Genomic DNA, 14,543 nt, shown 5'->3' with positions numbered 1-14,543 from the left:
GACCGCGAGCCTCCGGCTCGCTCATCCGGCGCATTCACATGCGTTTTGGCGAGCGAGGCGCGCGCGGTCCCTATGAATATGAGCGTCACCGGCACATTCCGGTGACATCCGTGGAACCAAGTTCTCTACATCCCCGCCTTCGCCAGGCCCTCGCGCAGGTGCTCGAGATCGGCCACGTCCGCATAGTGCATGGTGGCGAGGAACTTCTCCGCATCCAGCTCGGGCTCGAGCTCGCGAACCCTCGCGAGATGTGCCGCCGCGGCGGTGCGATCGCCCAGCCAGCCATAGCAGGCCGCGACGAAGGCGTGCTGCTGGACGTCCATGGTCGACAGATGCATGAACGATTCGATCGCCTGCGCGTACTGCCGGCCGACGAAATGCGCCTTGCCGAGATGGCTCCAGAATCGGGCCGGGTGATGCGGGTTCAATTTCATCGCCTTGCGGATCCACTCGATCCCCTCGTCCGCCCTGCCGAGCCAGGTGAACAGCTCACCCATCTGCACCACGACCAGATCGTAGTTCGGATTCAGCGCCAGCGCCCGGTCCTGGTGGTAGCGCGCGCGATTGAGGTCGCCCTGGACGACGGCGATGGCGGCGAGAATACGATGGACGTCGGCGTCGTTGTCGTCGAGCGCCAGCGCCTTGCTGAGCTCGAAGGCGACCTCGTTCATGGTCGCCTCCTTGTCCTTGCACCAGCCGTAGGTGAAGGCCTGGCCGAGGATGCAGCCACGCCAGGCATGGCCATGCGCGTAGTCGGGATCGAGCTGCAACGCCCGGTCGATGAGCTTCTGCGCCTCGGCGTTGTCCTCGCGCGTGCTGCGATGGTGGAGGACCTTGGCCGCGAGCACGCATTCGTAGGCGGCCATGTTCGAAGGCTTGAGCCGCGCCAGTTGATCGTGCTGCGCGGCCTCGAGCCGGCCCGGCAGGGTGGCGACGATGGCCGCCGTGATCTCGTCCTGGATCGCAAAGATGTCGTCGAGCTTGCGGTCGTAGCGCTCGGCCCAGATATGCGCATCGCTCGCCGTATCGATCAACTGCACCGTGACGCGCAGCCGGTCGCCCGCCTTGCGCACACTGCCTTCCACGAGATAGCGCGCGCCAAGCTTCTGCGCCACCTCGCGAAGGTTCGCTGCCTGCCCCTTGTAGACGAAGGTCGAGGTGCGCGAGATCACGAACAGCTCGCGGCGGCGGCTGAGTTCCGTCAGGATGTCCTCGGTCAGCCCGTCGACGAAGAACTCCTGCTCCGGGTCGCCGCTCATGTTGGCGAACGGCAATACCGCGACCGTGGGCTTCACCACCGCCGCCTTGGCTGCGGCCTGGCCGCCAGCGGCCGCCGGCGTAGTCTCCGGCGCGCCGGCGACGACACGATAGATCCGCACCGGGCGGCTGATGTTCTTCAGGAGCTTCTCGCCGAGATCCTCGAAGGCGATGTCGAGGCGGCCATCGACCTGATCATGCACCGCGGCGGTGACGCAGATGCCGCCCACCTCGGCGAGCTGCTCGACCCTTGCGGCGACGTTCACACCATCGCCGTAGATGTCGCCCTCGTCGAAGATGATGTCGCCGAGGTTGATGCCGATGCGAAAATCGATGCGGCGCTCATCGGCCACGTCCGAGTTCCGCCGGCGCATCCGATCCTGGATCTCGACCGCGCATCTCACCGCGTCGGCGACGCTCTGGAATTCGACCAGCATGCCGTCGCCGGTGGTCTTGATGATATGGCCCTGGTTCTTGGCGATGGCGGGGTCGATCAGCTCGATGCGATGGGTGCGCAGCCGCGCCAGCGTGCCGCGCTCGTCCACCTCCATCAGCCGGCTGTAACCGACCATGTCGGCCGCCAGAACCGCCGCCAGTTTGTGTTCCATCGGTTCGATCTTCCTCGAAAGCGCCGGCTCCGGTTGGGCCGCCGTTCAGGCGGCCTCGCGCCGGCACAGGCACGACGCCCTGACGGGCACCTCCGTACGGGCGAGCGCGAGATCCAGCCGTGATTTGATCAGGGGCGCCTCGACGGTGTCGCCGCGGCGCGTCAGGCACTCATGGAGGCCATGCAGGCTCCAGACGTTCTCGAAGTGCTGGCACGCCCGGCTCAGCTTGCCGTCGAAGCCGAGATCGGAACGATAGACCGCCTCCGCCTCCTCGACATGGCCCTGCTCCAGCAGCAGCGCGCCCAGCGCGTGACGCGCCGGCTGCATCCAGCCCCAGGGCTCGTCGTAAGGCAGCGCGTCGTCGAGCTCGACCGACCGGCGCAGGTGCCTGAAGGCGGCATCGAAGTTGCCGCGGCGATATTCGAGCTCGCCGTTCAGCATTTCCTCGGCAATCCCCAGCAGATCGCGCACGAGGTTGTTGTGGACGCGCCGGCTGTCGGGCACCCGCGCCTTGGCTGCGAGGAACGCCGCCCGCACCTTCTCCGCTTCGGCGATCTCGCCCAGCGTCGAATGCGCCACTCCCTTGGCGTAGAGCATCATCGCCGTGGTCGAACAGTAGAGGTCGCGATCCTTCGGCAGCTCCTGGGCGATGATCTCGCGCCACTTGCCGAAACGCACCAGCACGTGCTGCTTCATCGGAATATAGCCCTCGATGAAGTCGGCCATCGGCGGCGAGGGGATGCGCAGCAATTCCTCGGGCGTGGTGTCGATCAGCTCCTGCGCCGCCTGCATCGCGGGCGTGTACTGGCCCATGAACATCGCGCCGTAGATCGCGAAGTGATGGTTGTGGGTGCGGTAAAGCGCATAGACGTTCATCGCCCCTTCGCGCTCGAGGAACTTGCGATCGGCGACGATCGCCTTCTGGTTATAGACCACCACGTCGCGATAGTGGCCGCACAGCACGTCGATGTGGGTCGGCATGTGGATCAGGTGCCCGGCATCGGGAACCAGGTCGCGCAGCCGGTCGCCCGCCCTGAGTGCGCGCTGCGGGAACGGCGACATCTCCATCAGGTGAACGTAGAGATGCAGCAGGCCGGGATGATCCCACGACTTCGGCATATCCCTGAAAGCGGCCTCGAGCACCTCGACCGCCTCGAGCGTGCCGGCGCCTTCGGCGGGACCGCCGGTGGAAAGGTCCCACATCTGCCACGGCGTCTCGTTCATGATGGCTTCCGCGAATACCGTGCGTACGTCGAGATCGTCGCGGTACTTGTCGAACACCGCGCGCATGGCTTTGGTGTAGGCCTTGTCCCAGCCCGACTGGTCCTCGATCGGCTCGCGTTGCGGATAGCGCGCCGGCAAGGCATGGATCAGGGCCTGCTCTACCGGCGTCGCGAGATGAGCGCAGGCCAGCGCCCCTTTCATCGCGTCGTAGGCCGCCGCGAGCGCCTTGGCCTTTCCCGCCGGATCGTAGAGATGCCAGGGCAGGTTGTAGTTCGGGCCGGCGGCATAGGCGATGCCCCAGTGCGCCATCGCGCAGCCGGGATCGCGCTCGAGCGCCCTGGCGAAGCATTTGATCGCTTCCTCGTGGTTGAAGGCGAAGACCCAGTTCAGGCCGCGATCGAACCAGACTTGGGCCTCTGGGGACTTGGTCGTGATCGAACGGGTGTAGGCACCGAGATCGTAGTAGGTCATGTCTTCCCCCAGGGAACGGTGGCAGCAGGACCACACGACTTGCCGCGTGCAACACCTGACGCATGACCCGCGGTTCACACCAAGCCGCGCTACTCTGCCGTATCGAACTCTAGCGGGCGGCATCGGCGGCCACCAGCCAAGAATGACGCCGTCGGCCTACCTCAGCTTCTCGACCACGCGACCCAGCCGCTCCAGCGTACGCAGCGTCGTCTTCTGGCCGAGGCCCGGCCATTGCACGCGCAGCAGCATATGGTCGGTTCCCGTGCGGTCGCCGTAGCGGCCGATCTGATCCACCACCTCGCTCTCCGAACCGATGATGAAGCGGCTTCTGGCGAACTTGTCGAAGTCGCCACGGATGCCGTCGGCCGGAACGAAGCCCGAGTCGCCACTCCAACTCGCATAGGCCTCGTACTTGAACGACAGCGGCTCACGCACCTCGTCGAGGGCATTGCCTGAGCTGCCGACATGGCATTCGCGGATGACCGGGAACTCGGCGGCCGGCGGCAAGCCCGCCTCGGCGCGCGTCGCGCGGAACAGCGCGCCCAGTCGTCGCACCTCATCCTCCGTCACCATCGGCGAAGGCATCCAGGCATCGGCGAGCTTTGCCGCGCGCTTGACCGCGGCCTCGACATCGCCCGCCATCCAGATCGGCGGGCCGTCTGCGCGCTTGGGCTTGAGGCTGGCGCGCACGCCGCTCACCGTGTGGAAGCGGCCGCGATGCTCGACGACATCGTCGCGCCACAGCTTGCGGATCACCTCGACACCCTCGACGAAGCGCGGCACGCGTTCCCTGAAGGGCACGCCGATCGAGTCGAACTCCTCCTTTCGATAGCCGAGACCCAGCCCGATGATGGCATTGCCGCCAGTCAGCCAGTCGAGCGTCGCCGTTTCCTCGGCCACGACGACCGGATTGAGGAGCGGCAGGAGCAGCAGGCCGGGCCCAAGCCTCATGCCCCCGGCTTCGGCGGCGAGCCGGGCCAGGAGCGGCATGGCCTGGAACATCTGCAGCGGACTCGACAGGAAATGCTGACCGACCATGAGCGACGCGAGGCCGCTGGCCTTGGCGACGCGCGTCTGTTCGACGAGGTTCGCGAGCTCCGGTCCGAGATCGGCGCCCTCGCGCCACTGCGTCGCCATGTAAAGACCGAGCTTCATGCGTACGTCCTCCCGTCGGCAGGCCTTATCGCCCTTCCATGTATCGGACCGGATTGTCCGGATCGGCCTTGAAGATGCGCTCGATTTCGCCGAAGAGCGTCGATGCGGCTCCGGCTTCCAGATCGTCGAACTGGCAGAAACTGAAATTGTTGCCGCCACTCCGCTTCTCTCCCAGCCTGCCTGCATAGGCAGGCACGATCGGCGTATCGTCCTTCGTGACTGAAACATAGACGCTGATGTAGTTCTTCTGCAGCGCGACGCCGATCACGGGCCAGGACGTCGTCTTGCCGGACTTGATCGCGTAGCTGAACTTGCCATAGCCGATCATCTTCATGCGCATGCCCGCCTGACCTGCCGGCGTTCCCACGTGGAAATGACGCCTCAGCCCAGGCGCCGCCTTGCGGATCAGAGCATCGAGTTTCTCGAGATCGGCTTTCCGCCGCGGATCGAAGTCGAGATAGGCCTGCAGGCTGTCGGCAGTGACCGCAAACATCACGCCCCCCTCTAGACCCCGCGATAGGGCTCACCCCAGCGGTCCTGATAGACGATCTCGGCCAATGCGCCTCGCTTCACGGGTCCGAATTTGCCCATCGGGTAGCCGATCGGAAGGATCGCGTAGGAGTGCACGCCGCGCGGCAGGCCGAGCGCCATCTCGGCTTCCTTCTCGTAGAGCAGGTGCCGCGTGGTCAGCGTGGTGCCGAGGTCGAGCGCGCGCGCCGCCAGCACCATGTTCTGGATCGCAGGATAGATGGAAGCGCCGGCCGCCCGGCCGGGATTGGCGCCGTCCTCCAGGCAGGCGACGATCCACACCGGCGCCTCGTGGAAGTGGTCCGTCAGATATGACACCGCAGCATGCTGGCGCAGATAGCGCTCCCTGGTGACGCCGGGCGGCGGCTCGCTGGCGAGATAACGCGGGCCGATCGTCTCGTCGAAGGCGCGCTTGTAGAGGACCTGTACGGCCTCCTTGATCTTCCGGTCCTTGATCACCAGGAAGCGCCAGCGCTGGCTGTTGCCGCCGTTCGGTGCGCAGATACCGGCCTGCAGGATCTTCGAGATCAGCTCGTCGGGCACCGGATCGGGCTTCAGCCGCCGCATGGAGCGCGTCGTCTCGATGATCTCGAACAGGTCGGGCATTGCATCCTCCGCTAGTCGGCAAGCCAGCCACGCGGTCGAAAGAGGATGTCGCCCATGGCGCCTTACGAGCTCAGGACCTACACGCTCTATGTCGGGCAGTGGCCGAGGCCGTCAAACTCTACCAGCAGTTCGGCTTTCCGGCCCCGCAAAAGGGCGGCCACGACAAGAACCTCGTCCGCGACTTCCAGCGCGACACCGGAACGATCAACCAGATCGCGCCTCTCTGGAAATTCGAGGATGACGCGGGGCCGCGCACCGGGCCTCTGTTTACGCCAACGTCGATTTCACCGACGGTTTCGCGACCAGGCTCCGGCCGCTGGCGATGACGCAGGAGGTGAAGCTGCTTCACGCCGCAGCCTGCGGTCCGCATCCGTAGGTTCGCCGGAAATCCCCGGGCGTTCTCCGACCCCTTCGCCCGCTATCGCGGGGCGGGAGGGGTCAAACCCCTAGCCCCGCAGAACCTTGCCTGCCCTGGCGTCGGTGAGCTTGCCCTGTTCCCAGGTGATGGCACCGTTGACGAGCGTGTATTCGACGCCCTTCGACGGCATCACGATGCGCTTGGCGCCGCCGGGAAGATCGTAGCGGCGCTCGCCGTGGTTGGTCGAGCCGATGCGGGCCGGATCGAAGATCGCCACGTCGGCCGGCGCGCCCTTGGCGAGGCGCCCACGGTCTTTCAAACCGAACAGATCGGCAGGATCGGAAGTGAGTTTGCGCACGCCCTCCTCCAGGGTGATCGCCTCCTTCTCGCGCACCCAGGTGCCGAGCAGGTAGGTCGGGTAGCCGGCATCGCACAGCATGTCGACATGGGCCCCGCCGTCGCCCAGCGCCATCAGGATCGCCTTGTTGTTCAAGAGCTCGCGCATGCGATCCTCGCGCGTGTTCCACGAGGCCATGGTGAGCTCGCAGTCGAGATTGTCGGCGAGCACCGTGTCGAGGAAGGCATCGACGCCGTCCTTGCCCTGTTCCTGGCCGATCTGGGCGACCGACTTGTCCTCGAGATGCTTCAGTGCCGGATTCTTGACCGTATGCACGACGACGCGGCCCCAGTTGCTGAAGCCGGTCGGATTCCTGAGATCGTCGCGGAACTGGTTGCGGAAGCCCGGATCGGCATAGACCGTCTTCTGCGCGGCCTTCGACGTGTCGGCGAACACCCGCTTCCACGACGGGAAGGAGGCGAAGGAGAAGGGGTTGTCCATGTTGATCTCGCGCGTGAGCGGCAGCGGCGACGTCTGCGGCCGCGCCCCCTTGGCGATCATGGGCGCCGCAAGGCGCAGCGTGTTGCGCACCGCTTCGGGGATGTCGTCGCGGTCGAACAGGGCGATGAAGGTCACCGGCCGGCCGCTTTCGTCGAGCAGGAAGTCCAGCAGCTCGCACTGGTCCTCCTCCAGCACGCCGACCTGGCGGGTGAGCGCGATCTCGATCGCGCCCTTGCCTCGCGCCTTCAGAACGTTGGCATAGGCCTTCAGCTCCTCGCGGCTGGCATTGCGACAGGCCAGCGGCTTGCCCTCGAAGCCCATGTGCTGGTTGAGCGTGGTCGAGGAGAAACCGAGCGCCCCCGAGTCGACCGCCTCGGCGATCAAGGCCGCGATCTTCGCCGTTTCCTCGGTACTGGCCGCCCGCTCCATCGAGGCTTCGCCCATCACGTAGTGGCGGAACGGCGTCAGCGGCGCGATGAAGGCGAGGTTGAGCGACGGTCGCCGGGCCGCTGCCGCGTCCATGAATTGCGGGAAGGTCTCCCAGTCCCAGGTGATGCCCTTGTTCAGGACGTCGAAGGGAATGCCCTCGACGCTCACCAGATCACGCATCGCAATCTCGCGCGCGGCGGGCTTGCAGGGCGCAATGCCGACGCCGCAATTGCCCATCACCACGCTGGTGACGCCATGCCACGACGAGGGTGTCACCGCGCCGTCCCAGCAGATTTGCGCATCATAGTGGGTGTGCGGATCGACGAAGCCCGGTGCCACGACCAGTCCGTCGGCATCGATGGTGCGCCTGGCGCCCTCGGTGACCCTGCCGATGTCGGCCACCTTGCCTCCGGCAATCGCGACATCGGCGCGATAGCGTTTGGCACCGGTGCCGTCGACCACGATGCCGTTCCTGATCACGAGGTCGTAACTCATCGATTCCTCCCGGAGTCACGTTCAACGGTACTCCGGTCCGGCCATCTCGAATATGCGAAATCCATCGACCGGCCGTGCCGGATCGACAGGCGAGACGAGCCCAGCCAGCCAGGCATCCACAGTCGGACCGGGCGACATGGCGACGCTAGCCGGGTCGTATCAATCGACCACGTCAGCTCATTCGCCACCCACGTGGGTGCCTTTCTCGGCGACGGAGCGCTTCATCAGCGGCACCGCGAACACGAGCGCAAGCGTCACTATGGCGAAAATCCAGAAGCAATCGAAATACGCAAGAGCGGAGGCCTGCTGCTGGCGCAGGTTTTCGAGTGCCCGCCAGCCCAGTTGCTGCAAGGCGGTCGGGTCAGCGGTCACGAACTGGCTCTGCACCTGCCCTATAAAGGACGTCACAGCCGAGTTGAGGGGGTCCAGATTCTCGCCCAGCCGCAGGGTGTGGAACTGATCGCGGCGCTCGTGCAGCGTCTGCGCCAGCGACGTGCCGACGCTGCCTCCCTCGTTGCGCAACAGGCTCAGCAAGCCGACGGCCGCTCCCCGCAATTCTAACGGCGTGTAGAGGTAGGCGGCCACGTTCGCCGGCGCGAAACACATGGACAGACCGAGCACGACCAGGATGCGAGGCCAGACGACCTGGTCCGGGCTGATGTCGAGGTTCATCTGCGACATCCAGTAGTTCCCGGCCGCCATCACCATCAGCCCGGTCGCAAGCAACCAACGGGCATCCGTCCCTCGGCCAAGCAGGAGGCCTATGGCGGGCATCGCCAGGAGAGAAAACAGCCCGGCCGGCGACATGACCAGTCCGGCTCTCAAGGCATCGTATCCGAACAGAGACTGGAGCAAGCCGGGCAGCGACGTGCTTGCGCCATACAGCACAGCAAAAGCAAAGAAGACGATGATGCAGCAGGTGGCGAAGTTGCGTTCGCCAAGGGGACGGAAATTGACTACGGGACTGCGATGGCGCAGTTCCCAAAGGATCAGCCCGATCAATCCCACGCCGAACAGAATCACCAGTGTCTGCACGCGCCAGAAGGGATCGCTCAGCCAGTCCCATTCCTGTCCCTTGCTGAGCATCACCTCCCAGCAAACCACGACGATCACCAGCAGCGACAGGCCGACCAGGTCGAAGCGGATCGGTCGCTTGCGCAACTCCATACGCGCAGTGACGAGATAGTCCGGATCCTGAAGTTTGGTATAGCAGGCAGCAAGTGCCAGCAGGCCAACCGGAACGTTGATCAGGAAGACCCAGCGCCAGGAATACTGGTCGGTGATCCAGCCTCCGAGGGTCGGGCCGACGACCGGCGCCGTCAGGGCCGCCAGGCCGAACAGCGTCATCGCCATGCCCTGCTTTTCACGTGGAAAGGTATCGAGCAGCACGCCCTGGCTACAAGGCTGAAGACCGCCTCCGGCCAAACCTTGGATCACGCGGAAGAAGATCAGCTGGTTGAGGCTGGTAGCTATTCCACACAGCCCCGAGGCGAGGGTGAAGACGCCGATCGACAACAGGAAATAAGTGCGGCGACCGAGATGGGCCGACAACCAGCCGGTGATCGGCAGGATGATGGCATTGGCGGCAAGATAGCTGGTGAGAACCCATTCACCGTCGTCGACTGTTGCCGACAGGCCGCCAGCGATATAGCGCAGCGCTACGACCGCGATGGTGGTATCGAGCACCTCCATGAAGGTGGGCACCACCACGATGGCCGCCACTACCCAAGGGTTCGTGGCGCCATGGGGCCTCGAAACTGCAAGGACTGTCATTTCGGGGCACCGGGCACACCCGCAACCGAACCGGCGGCCGAGGGTCGTGGCACGTAGGCCTGGAGGAACTTGCCGGCATCAGGGCCCGTCGCCGGTTCATTGATATGGACGACCGGGACGACCGAGGTGCCGATGAACAGCGGGTACTTCTCCGCGTCGTAGTCCAGGAGGTCGATCCGAACCGGAAGTCGCTGCACCACCTTGACGAAGTTGCCCGTGGCGTTCTGCGCCGGCAGCAGCGCCAGCGTCGATCCGGTGCCCATGGTAAAGCCGGCGATGCGTCCCTTGAATGTCCGCTTGCTGCCATACATGTCGACGTACAGGTCGACCGGCTGGCCGATACGCAGGTAGTGCAGCTGCGTCTCCTTGAAATTGGCGTCGATCCAGATGTCATCAAGCGAGCGGATTGCCATGACACTTTGCCCGACTTGGATGTTATTGCCCGGATTGACATTTCGACGCGTAATGACGCCATCGATCTGCGCGACGATGTCGCAATAGCGGAGTTCCAGTTCGGCCTGGGCAAGGTCGCGTTTTGCGGCCTCAAGCTTCGCCTTGGCCTGGTTGACCGCGGGCGCCTCCACCGCCAGCCGGGCGAACGTGCGGTCGATGTCACCTGAACCAGATTTCTCGAACTCCTCGAGCATCTCCTTCGGCGTCTGATTGTAGGAGTGAAGGACACCCAACTGAGCTGCGCTCTGGATCAGCTCTGCTTGCGCTTCACGAACGGAGGAAAATGTCTGATCAAGATCAGGCGGCACCTTGCCAAGGTCTCCGCTCTCCAAAGGCAATGCCTTCAACCCGAGCGAGACACGGATCTGGTTCACGTCGGTCAGTGCCTGGACCAGATCCGCGCGCGCGGTCACCAGTGTCGCCTGCCGTCGGTCGAACTCGGACCGCGGCATATTGTTTGTCGCCACCAACTGCTTTGCGCGGTTGAATTCGAGGTCGGCCAATGCCAGCGCCGCCTTGGCTTTGTCGACGCCGGCGACCCGAGTGCGTAGCTCGGCTTCCCGGTTGGCGACGTCCTCCATGGCGTGCTGCAATTTCCAGCGCCGGCTCCTGGCTTCCGCTTCAATGCCACGCACGGTGGCGGTCGCGGCCTGCAGGTCCGCCTTGGCCGTCTCGACCGCCGCCTTCTTGATGGCGACAGCGGTCCGATACGGCTCCTTGTCCAGTTCGACGAGAAGGTCACCCCGGCGCACCCGGTTGTTGTCATCTACGAGAACGCGGGCGACTTGGCCGCGTACCCGGGCGGCAACGAAGGTCACGTGGCCGTTCACGTACGCGTCGTCGGTCGAAACCGTGTTGAGAGCTTCCAGGAACCATGGAATGCCTACCACAAGAACGGCGACCAGGACGAAGGCGCCCGCTGCCCCAAGCAGTTTTCGCCGCCGCCCGGCCTTCTGCTTCTCTGGTGAGATGGCCCCCGAACCGGGAAGCGCCTGGGGACTTGGCGCTGAATCGGCGTTGCGGGGCGAAGTCGGTTCGTTCCCTTGGTCTGTTGTCTCACAGCTTTGCTCAGTCATGGCGGGAACCTTTCATTGAAAGGTTGATTGGCCTTCAGGACAAGGCCATCGCGGCAAGATCCTGCCGCGCGATCGAACTCACGTGTACAGGGTGGGCCGCTCGTTCATTCGGCCATTCCGGCCCGACGAAAGCCCTCGACGAATCGTTCAATATCCTCCGTTCGACGGAAGAAGGTCTTATTTCGGTAGCTTGACTGCGTCAGGCTCGGATCCAATCGGCACATCTGGCCGAGAATTCTCCGCGCTTCAGCCATATTGCCGGTGAGAGCATGGGCAGCGGTTGCGACTCGCATCGCTGGCAAGAAATTCGACTGCCGCGCTAGCGCCTTCGTCGCCCATTTCGAGGCTTCCGCGTACCTACCGAGACATAGGTGCGCGAACGCCAGGATGACCTCTGAACGATAGATTTCCGGATCGATCGGACTAAGGCGAAATACATGTGACACCTGTTCGATTGCGATGTCATGCTCGCCCAAAATCGTGCTGACGACTGCGCGATTTGCCCATCCTTGCGCGAGGTTTTGATTGATCGAAAGGGCTTGGTCGATCAAATCCGCACCCGTGTCGAACTCCCGGCACACATAAACCAGGGAAAATCCGGTCCAAGAAAGTGCGAGTGCGTCGTCACTGCCGATCGCCGCAACGTGAAATGCCAAGCGTCTGACTTCCGATTCGTCTGACGAACTGTCCACGACCCATCCTTGGGCCTTGCGGATCGTGTACAAAGCAGTTGCCAGTCCATAGGGCGTGGAGAAGTCGGGATCGATCTGAATCGCACGATACAGCAGGCGAGCAGCCTCTTCGTGGGTTTCCCTTGTCACGACATACGAATGGGCCAAGCCGCGCAAGAAACAATCATACGCATCGAACCGTTGTACCGATTTGCGTTTCACCCGTTGGATTTCGGCTTGATTGAGCTTGGGTGTGATCGCACCAACCACCTTGGTTGTAACTTGGTCCTGAAGCTCGAAGATATCCTCTAGTGCTCCGTCGAGTCGGTCAGCCCAGATGTGTGCGCCATTCTCGCAATCTATGAGCTGACTGGTAATGCGGACTTTGCTTGCGAATTTTCGTACGCTCCCCTCCAGGACGTAGCGTACACCGAGTTCGCGGCCGACCTGCCGGATATCCGGGGAGCGACCCTTATAGGCAAAGCTCGAATTGCGCGCGATCACGAGCAACGACTTGAAGTGCGATAGCGCGGTAATAATATCCTCGACCATGCCGTCGGCGAAGTACTCCTGGTCAGGGTCGACGCTCAGGTTTTGGAAGGGCAGAACGGCGATAGAGGGTTTGTCGGGTAAAGCGAACTGTTCGGCTGACGATGGCTTTCTTTTCTCGTACGAGCGTTCTGGGGCTAGGGATGACGGACATTGCCAGTCGGCCGGTTCCCACTTCACGCTAAACGCCTGAATTGGCCGTTCGATGTTCTTTAGCGAAAGACAGCCCAGATCGGCGAAAGTCGCCTTGAGCCGGCCTGTGACAGCCTCATGAACGGTGCGGGAAACCAAAATGCCTCCCGCCGGCGCTTGTGTTTCCAATCGCGCGGCTATGTTGACTCCATCGCCGTAGAGATCATCTCCCTCGATGATCATATCGCCGAGATGCAGGCCGATACGAAAGATGATCCGATCCGCTTCGGGACGTTCAGGGTCCATTTCATTGACGGCCTGCTGGAACTCGATCGCCGCCGACAACGCATCGCATGCGCTTGCAAATTCCACGAGCGCCCCATCGCCCATCAGCTTGATCAGCCGGCCCCCGTATCGCGCGAGCGTTGGTTCGAGGCGCTTCTTTCGATGCTCGCGCAGCCGCACCAATGTTCCGCTCTCGTCACGCCCCATCAGCCGGGAGTAGCCGACAACGTCGGCCGCGAGAACCGCCGCTAGTTTGCGCTGCATTGCGGGCCCCCTCACCAAAAGGTCGAATTCGTTCGCCTCACTTCGCCAATGGGATCGTCAGTTCGGTCTCGTTCGTCTCCACGACGAACACCGCGAGGACCTTGGCGGGCTGCGTCTCGCTGGCATTGGCGCTGATGCCGTGGCGGTCACCGGGCATCTCGGAGAAGCTCTGTCCGGCCTTGTAAACGGTCACCGGCCCGTCGTTCACCTGACTGCGGATCGCCCCCTCGAGCACGGTCGCGTAAATGAAGGCGGACTTGGCATGCGTGTGACCGGGCGAGTAGCCGCCCGGGCCGTACTCGACGAGCACGCCCTTGATGCTCTCGCCGGGGACGTTCGGCAGGTCGTGCTTATAGACGAGCGTCACCTTGGCATTCTTCTGCTTTGGAGAATCCGCCAGAGCACCGCCGAACGGCAGGGTGGCGACAACAGCGAACAGAAAATGCACCTCATGGTACCCTCGATGTACCGTCAATCGGCTGCGGGATGCGGATCAGGCTGCTGCCCGTGAGCGGCGAATCCATTCGTCGAAACCGATGCCGCCAAGGCGTGCTTCGCCCAACGGCACGAGCGAACGCTCCTCGACACGGCCGCCCCAGTATCGGGCCTCAGGGTCGCGCACGACCTCTCGGGGATCGCCGATCGCCTTCAGATAGCGGGCGATGATCTCATTGAACGGCGCTCGTTCCGGGCCGGCGATCTCAACGATGCCGTTTTGCGGGGCGCCGAGCGCCACATCGGCAACAATGGCGGCAACGTCGTCCGCGGCGATGGGCTGGAACAGGCCGGGCGAAAGCCTGACCAGATTTCCGTCCGCACTTGAAGCGGCGATCGTGCCAAGGAATTCCAGAAACTGGGTCGCGCGGATGATGGTATAGGGTATGCCCGAAGCTTTGATCAGTTTCTCCTGGGCGACCTTGGCGCGAAAGTAGCCGTTATCGACGGTTCGATCGATTCCGACAATCGAGAGTGCGACATGGTGGGGGACGCCCGCGGCGGTCTCGGCCGGCAGGAGGTTGCGGCCGGACGTCTCGAAGAATTGCAGCACCGCCTTGTCTTCAAATGAGGGCGAATTGGCGAGGTCGATCACCACCTGCGCACCCGCCACAGCCTCTTTGAGGCCCTCGCCGGTGATGGTGTTGACGCCGCTATTGGGCGAGGCCGCCACGACCTCGTGGCCACCCTGGCGCAGAATGGCGACGGTCTTCGACCCGATCAGGCCCGTGCCACCGATGACGACGATCTTCATGATCCACCCTCCCTTGTCAAAGCCACAAGCCCGACGCGTCGGTTCTTCGCGCGCCTGCAGCGTTGCTGTGATCGGCCCTTGCCGCCCCGGGATGTAGAGAATGCAGAATATCGTGGACCAGA

12 protein-coding genes are annotated in these 14,543 nt (G+C 63.8%); 1 reads left to right on the top strand and 11 read right to left on the bottom strand.

Translation table 11 applies throughout. The annotated features are described in order from the left end of the window. Positions 1 to 125 precede the first annotated feature (125 nt). From VH499_RS22275 to VH499_RS22255, 5 genes are all read right to left on the bottom strand, one after another. Positions 126 to 1,865 (bottom strand): adenylate/guanylate cyclase domain-containing protein, encoded by a 1,740-nt coding sequence (locus VH499_RS22275; RefSeq protein WP_332054954.1) that lies wholly within the window; start codon positions 1,863 to 1,865, stop codon positions 126 to 128. 45 nt (positions 1,866 to 1,910) lie between these two features. Further along, complete coding sequence (locus VH499_RS22270) at positions 1,911 to 3,560, bottom strand: hypothetical protein (RefSeq protein ID WP_332054953.1); 1,650 nt, start codon at positions 3,558 to 3,560, stop codon at positions 1,911 to 1,913. A 156-nt stretch (positions 3,561 to 3,716) separates the two neighbouring features. Next, positions 3,717 to 4,715: an LLM class flavin-dependent oxidoreductase gene (locus VH499_RS22265; protein ID WP_332054952.1), complete on the bottom strand. Its 999-nt coding sequence runs from the start codon at positions 4,713 to 4,715 to the stop codon at positions 3,717 to 3,719. A 25-nt stretch (positions 4,716 to 4,740) separates the two neighbouring features. After that, positions 4,741 to 5,208, bottom strand: a complete 468-nt coding sequence (locus VH499_RS22260) for a hypothetical protein (RefSeq protein ID WP_332054951.1) — start codon at positions 5,206 to 5,208, stop codon at positions 4,741 to 4,743. A gap of 11 nt (positions 5,209 to 5,219) precedes the next feature. Continuing rightward, entirely contained in the window at positions 5,220 to 5,849 is a 630-nt protein-coding gene (locus VH499_RS22255; RefSeq protein WP_332054950.1) for a nitroreductase family protein, read from the bottom strand. 98 nt (positions 5,850 to 5,947) lie between these two features. Here VH499_RS22255 and VH499_RS22250 point away from each other — a divergent pair, with 98 nt between their 5' ends. Further along, positions 5,948 to 6,175, top strand: a complete 228-nt coding sequence (locus VH499_RS22250) for a hypothetical protein (RefSeq protein ID WP_332054949.1) — start codon at positions 5,948 to 5,950, stop codon at positions 6,173 to 6,175. A gap of 120 nt (positions 6,176 to 6,295) precedes the next feature. Here VH499_RS22250 and VH499_RS22245 read toward each other — a convergent pair whose 3' ends face one another. From VH499_RS22245 to VH499_RS22220, 6 genes are all read right to left on the bottom strand, one after another. Next, positions 6,296 to 7,969: an N-acyl-D-amino-acid deacylase family protein gene (locus VH499_RS22245; protein ID WP_332054948.1), complete on the bottom strand. Its 1,674-nt coding sequence runs from the start codon at positions 7,967 to 7,969 to the stop codon at positions 6,296 to 6,298. A 177-nt stretch (positions 7,970 to 8,146) separates the two neighbouring features. Further along, entirely contained in the window at positions 8,147 to 9,742 is a 1,596-nt protein-coding gene (locus VH499_RS22240; protein WP_332054947.1) for a DHA2 family efflux MFS transporter permease subunit, read from the bottom strand. Next, positions 9,739 to 11,271: an HlyD family secretion protein gene (locus VH499_RS22235; protein WP_332054946.1), complete on the bottom strand. Its 1,533-nt coding sequence runs from the start codon at positions 11,269 to 11,271 to the stop codon at positions 9,739 to 9,741. Before VH499_RS22235 ends, VH499_RS22240 begins: the two co-directional genes overlap by 4 nt. Before the next feature lie 104 nt (positions 11,272 to 11,375). Beyond that, on the bottom strand, positions 11,376 to 13,172 hold the full coding sequence (locus tag VH499_RS22230; protein ID WP_332054945.1) for an adenylate/guanylate cyclase domain-containing protein: 1,797 nt from the start codon (positions 13,170 to 13,172) through the stop codon (positions 11,376 to 11,378). A gap of 37 nt (positions 13,173 to 13,209) precedes the next feature. Continuing rightward, entirely contained in the window at positions 13,210 to 13,611 is a 402-nt protein-coding gene (locus VH499_RS22225; protein ID WP_414709828.1) for a cupin domain-containing protein, read from the bottom strand. A gap of 54 nt (positions 13,612 to 13,665) precedes the next feature. Then, positions 13,666 to 14,421 (bottom strand): SDR family oxidoreductase, encoded by a 756-nt coding sequence (locus VH499_RS22220; protein ID WP_332054944.1) that lies wholly within the window; start codon positions 14,419 to 14,421, stop codon positions 13,666 to 13,668. Positions 14,422 to 14,543: the final 122 nt, after the last annotated feature.

Source organism: Reyranella sp., from assembly GCF_036558665.1.
GTDB lineage: Bacteria > Pseudomonadota > Alphaproteobacteria > Reyranellales > Reyranellaceae > Reyranella.
The sequence above is the reverse complement of the archived record's forward strand: the minus strand, read 5'-3'. Positions and strand labels throughout refer to the sequence as shown.

Coding starts and splice junctions, on each gene's coding strand:
- VH499_RS22275 (WP_332054954.1), bottom strand. CDS start 1,865: ATGGAACACAAACTGGCGGCGGTTCTGGCGGCCGACATGGTCGGTTAC.
- VH499_RS22270 (WP_332054953.1), bottom strand. CDS start 3,560: ATGACCTACTACGATCTCGGTGCCTACACCCGTTCGATCACGACCAAG.
- VH499_RS22265 (WP_332054952.1), bottom strand. CDS start 4,715: ATGAAGCTCGGTCTTTACATGGCGACGCAGTGGCGCGAGGGCGCCGAT.
- VH499_RS22260 (WP_332054951.1), bottom strand. CDS start 5,208: ATGTTTGCGGTCACTGCCGACAGCCTGCAGGCCTATCTCGACTTCGAT.
- VH499_RS22255 (WP_332054950.1), bottom strand. CDS start 5,849: ATGCCCGACCTGTTCGAGATCATCGAGACGACGCGCTCCATGCGGCGG.
- VH499_RS22245 (WP_332054948.1), bottom strand. CDS start 7,969: ATGAGTTACGACCTCGTGATCAGGAACGGCATCGTGGTCGACGGCACC.
- VH499_RS22240 (WP_332054947.1), bottom strand. CDS start 9,742: ATGACAGTCCTTGCAGTTTCGAGGCCCCATGGCGCCACGAACCCTTGG.
- VH499_RS22235 (WP_332054946.1), bottom strand. CDS start 11,271: ATGACTGAGCAAAGCTGTGAGACAACAGACCAAGGGAACGAACCGACT.
- VH499_RS22230 (WP_332054945.1), bottom strand. CDS start 13,172: ATGCAGCGCAAACTAGCGGCGGTTCTCGCGGCCGACGTTGTCGGCTAC.
- VH499_RS22220 (WP_332054944.1), bottom strand. CDS start 14,421: ATGAAGATCGTCGTCATCGGTGGCACGGGCCTGATCGGGTCGAAGACC.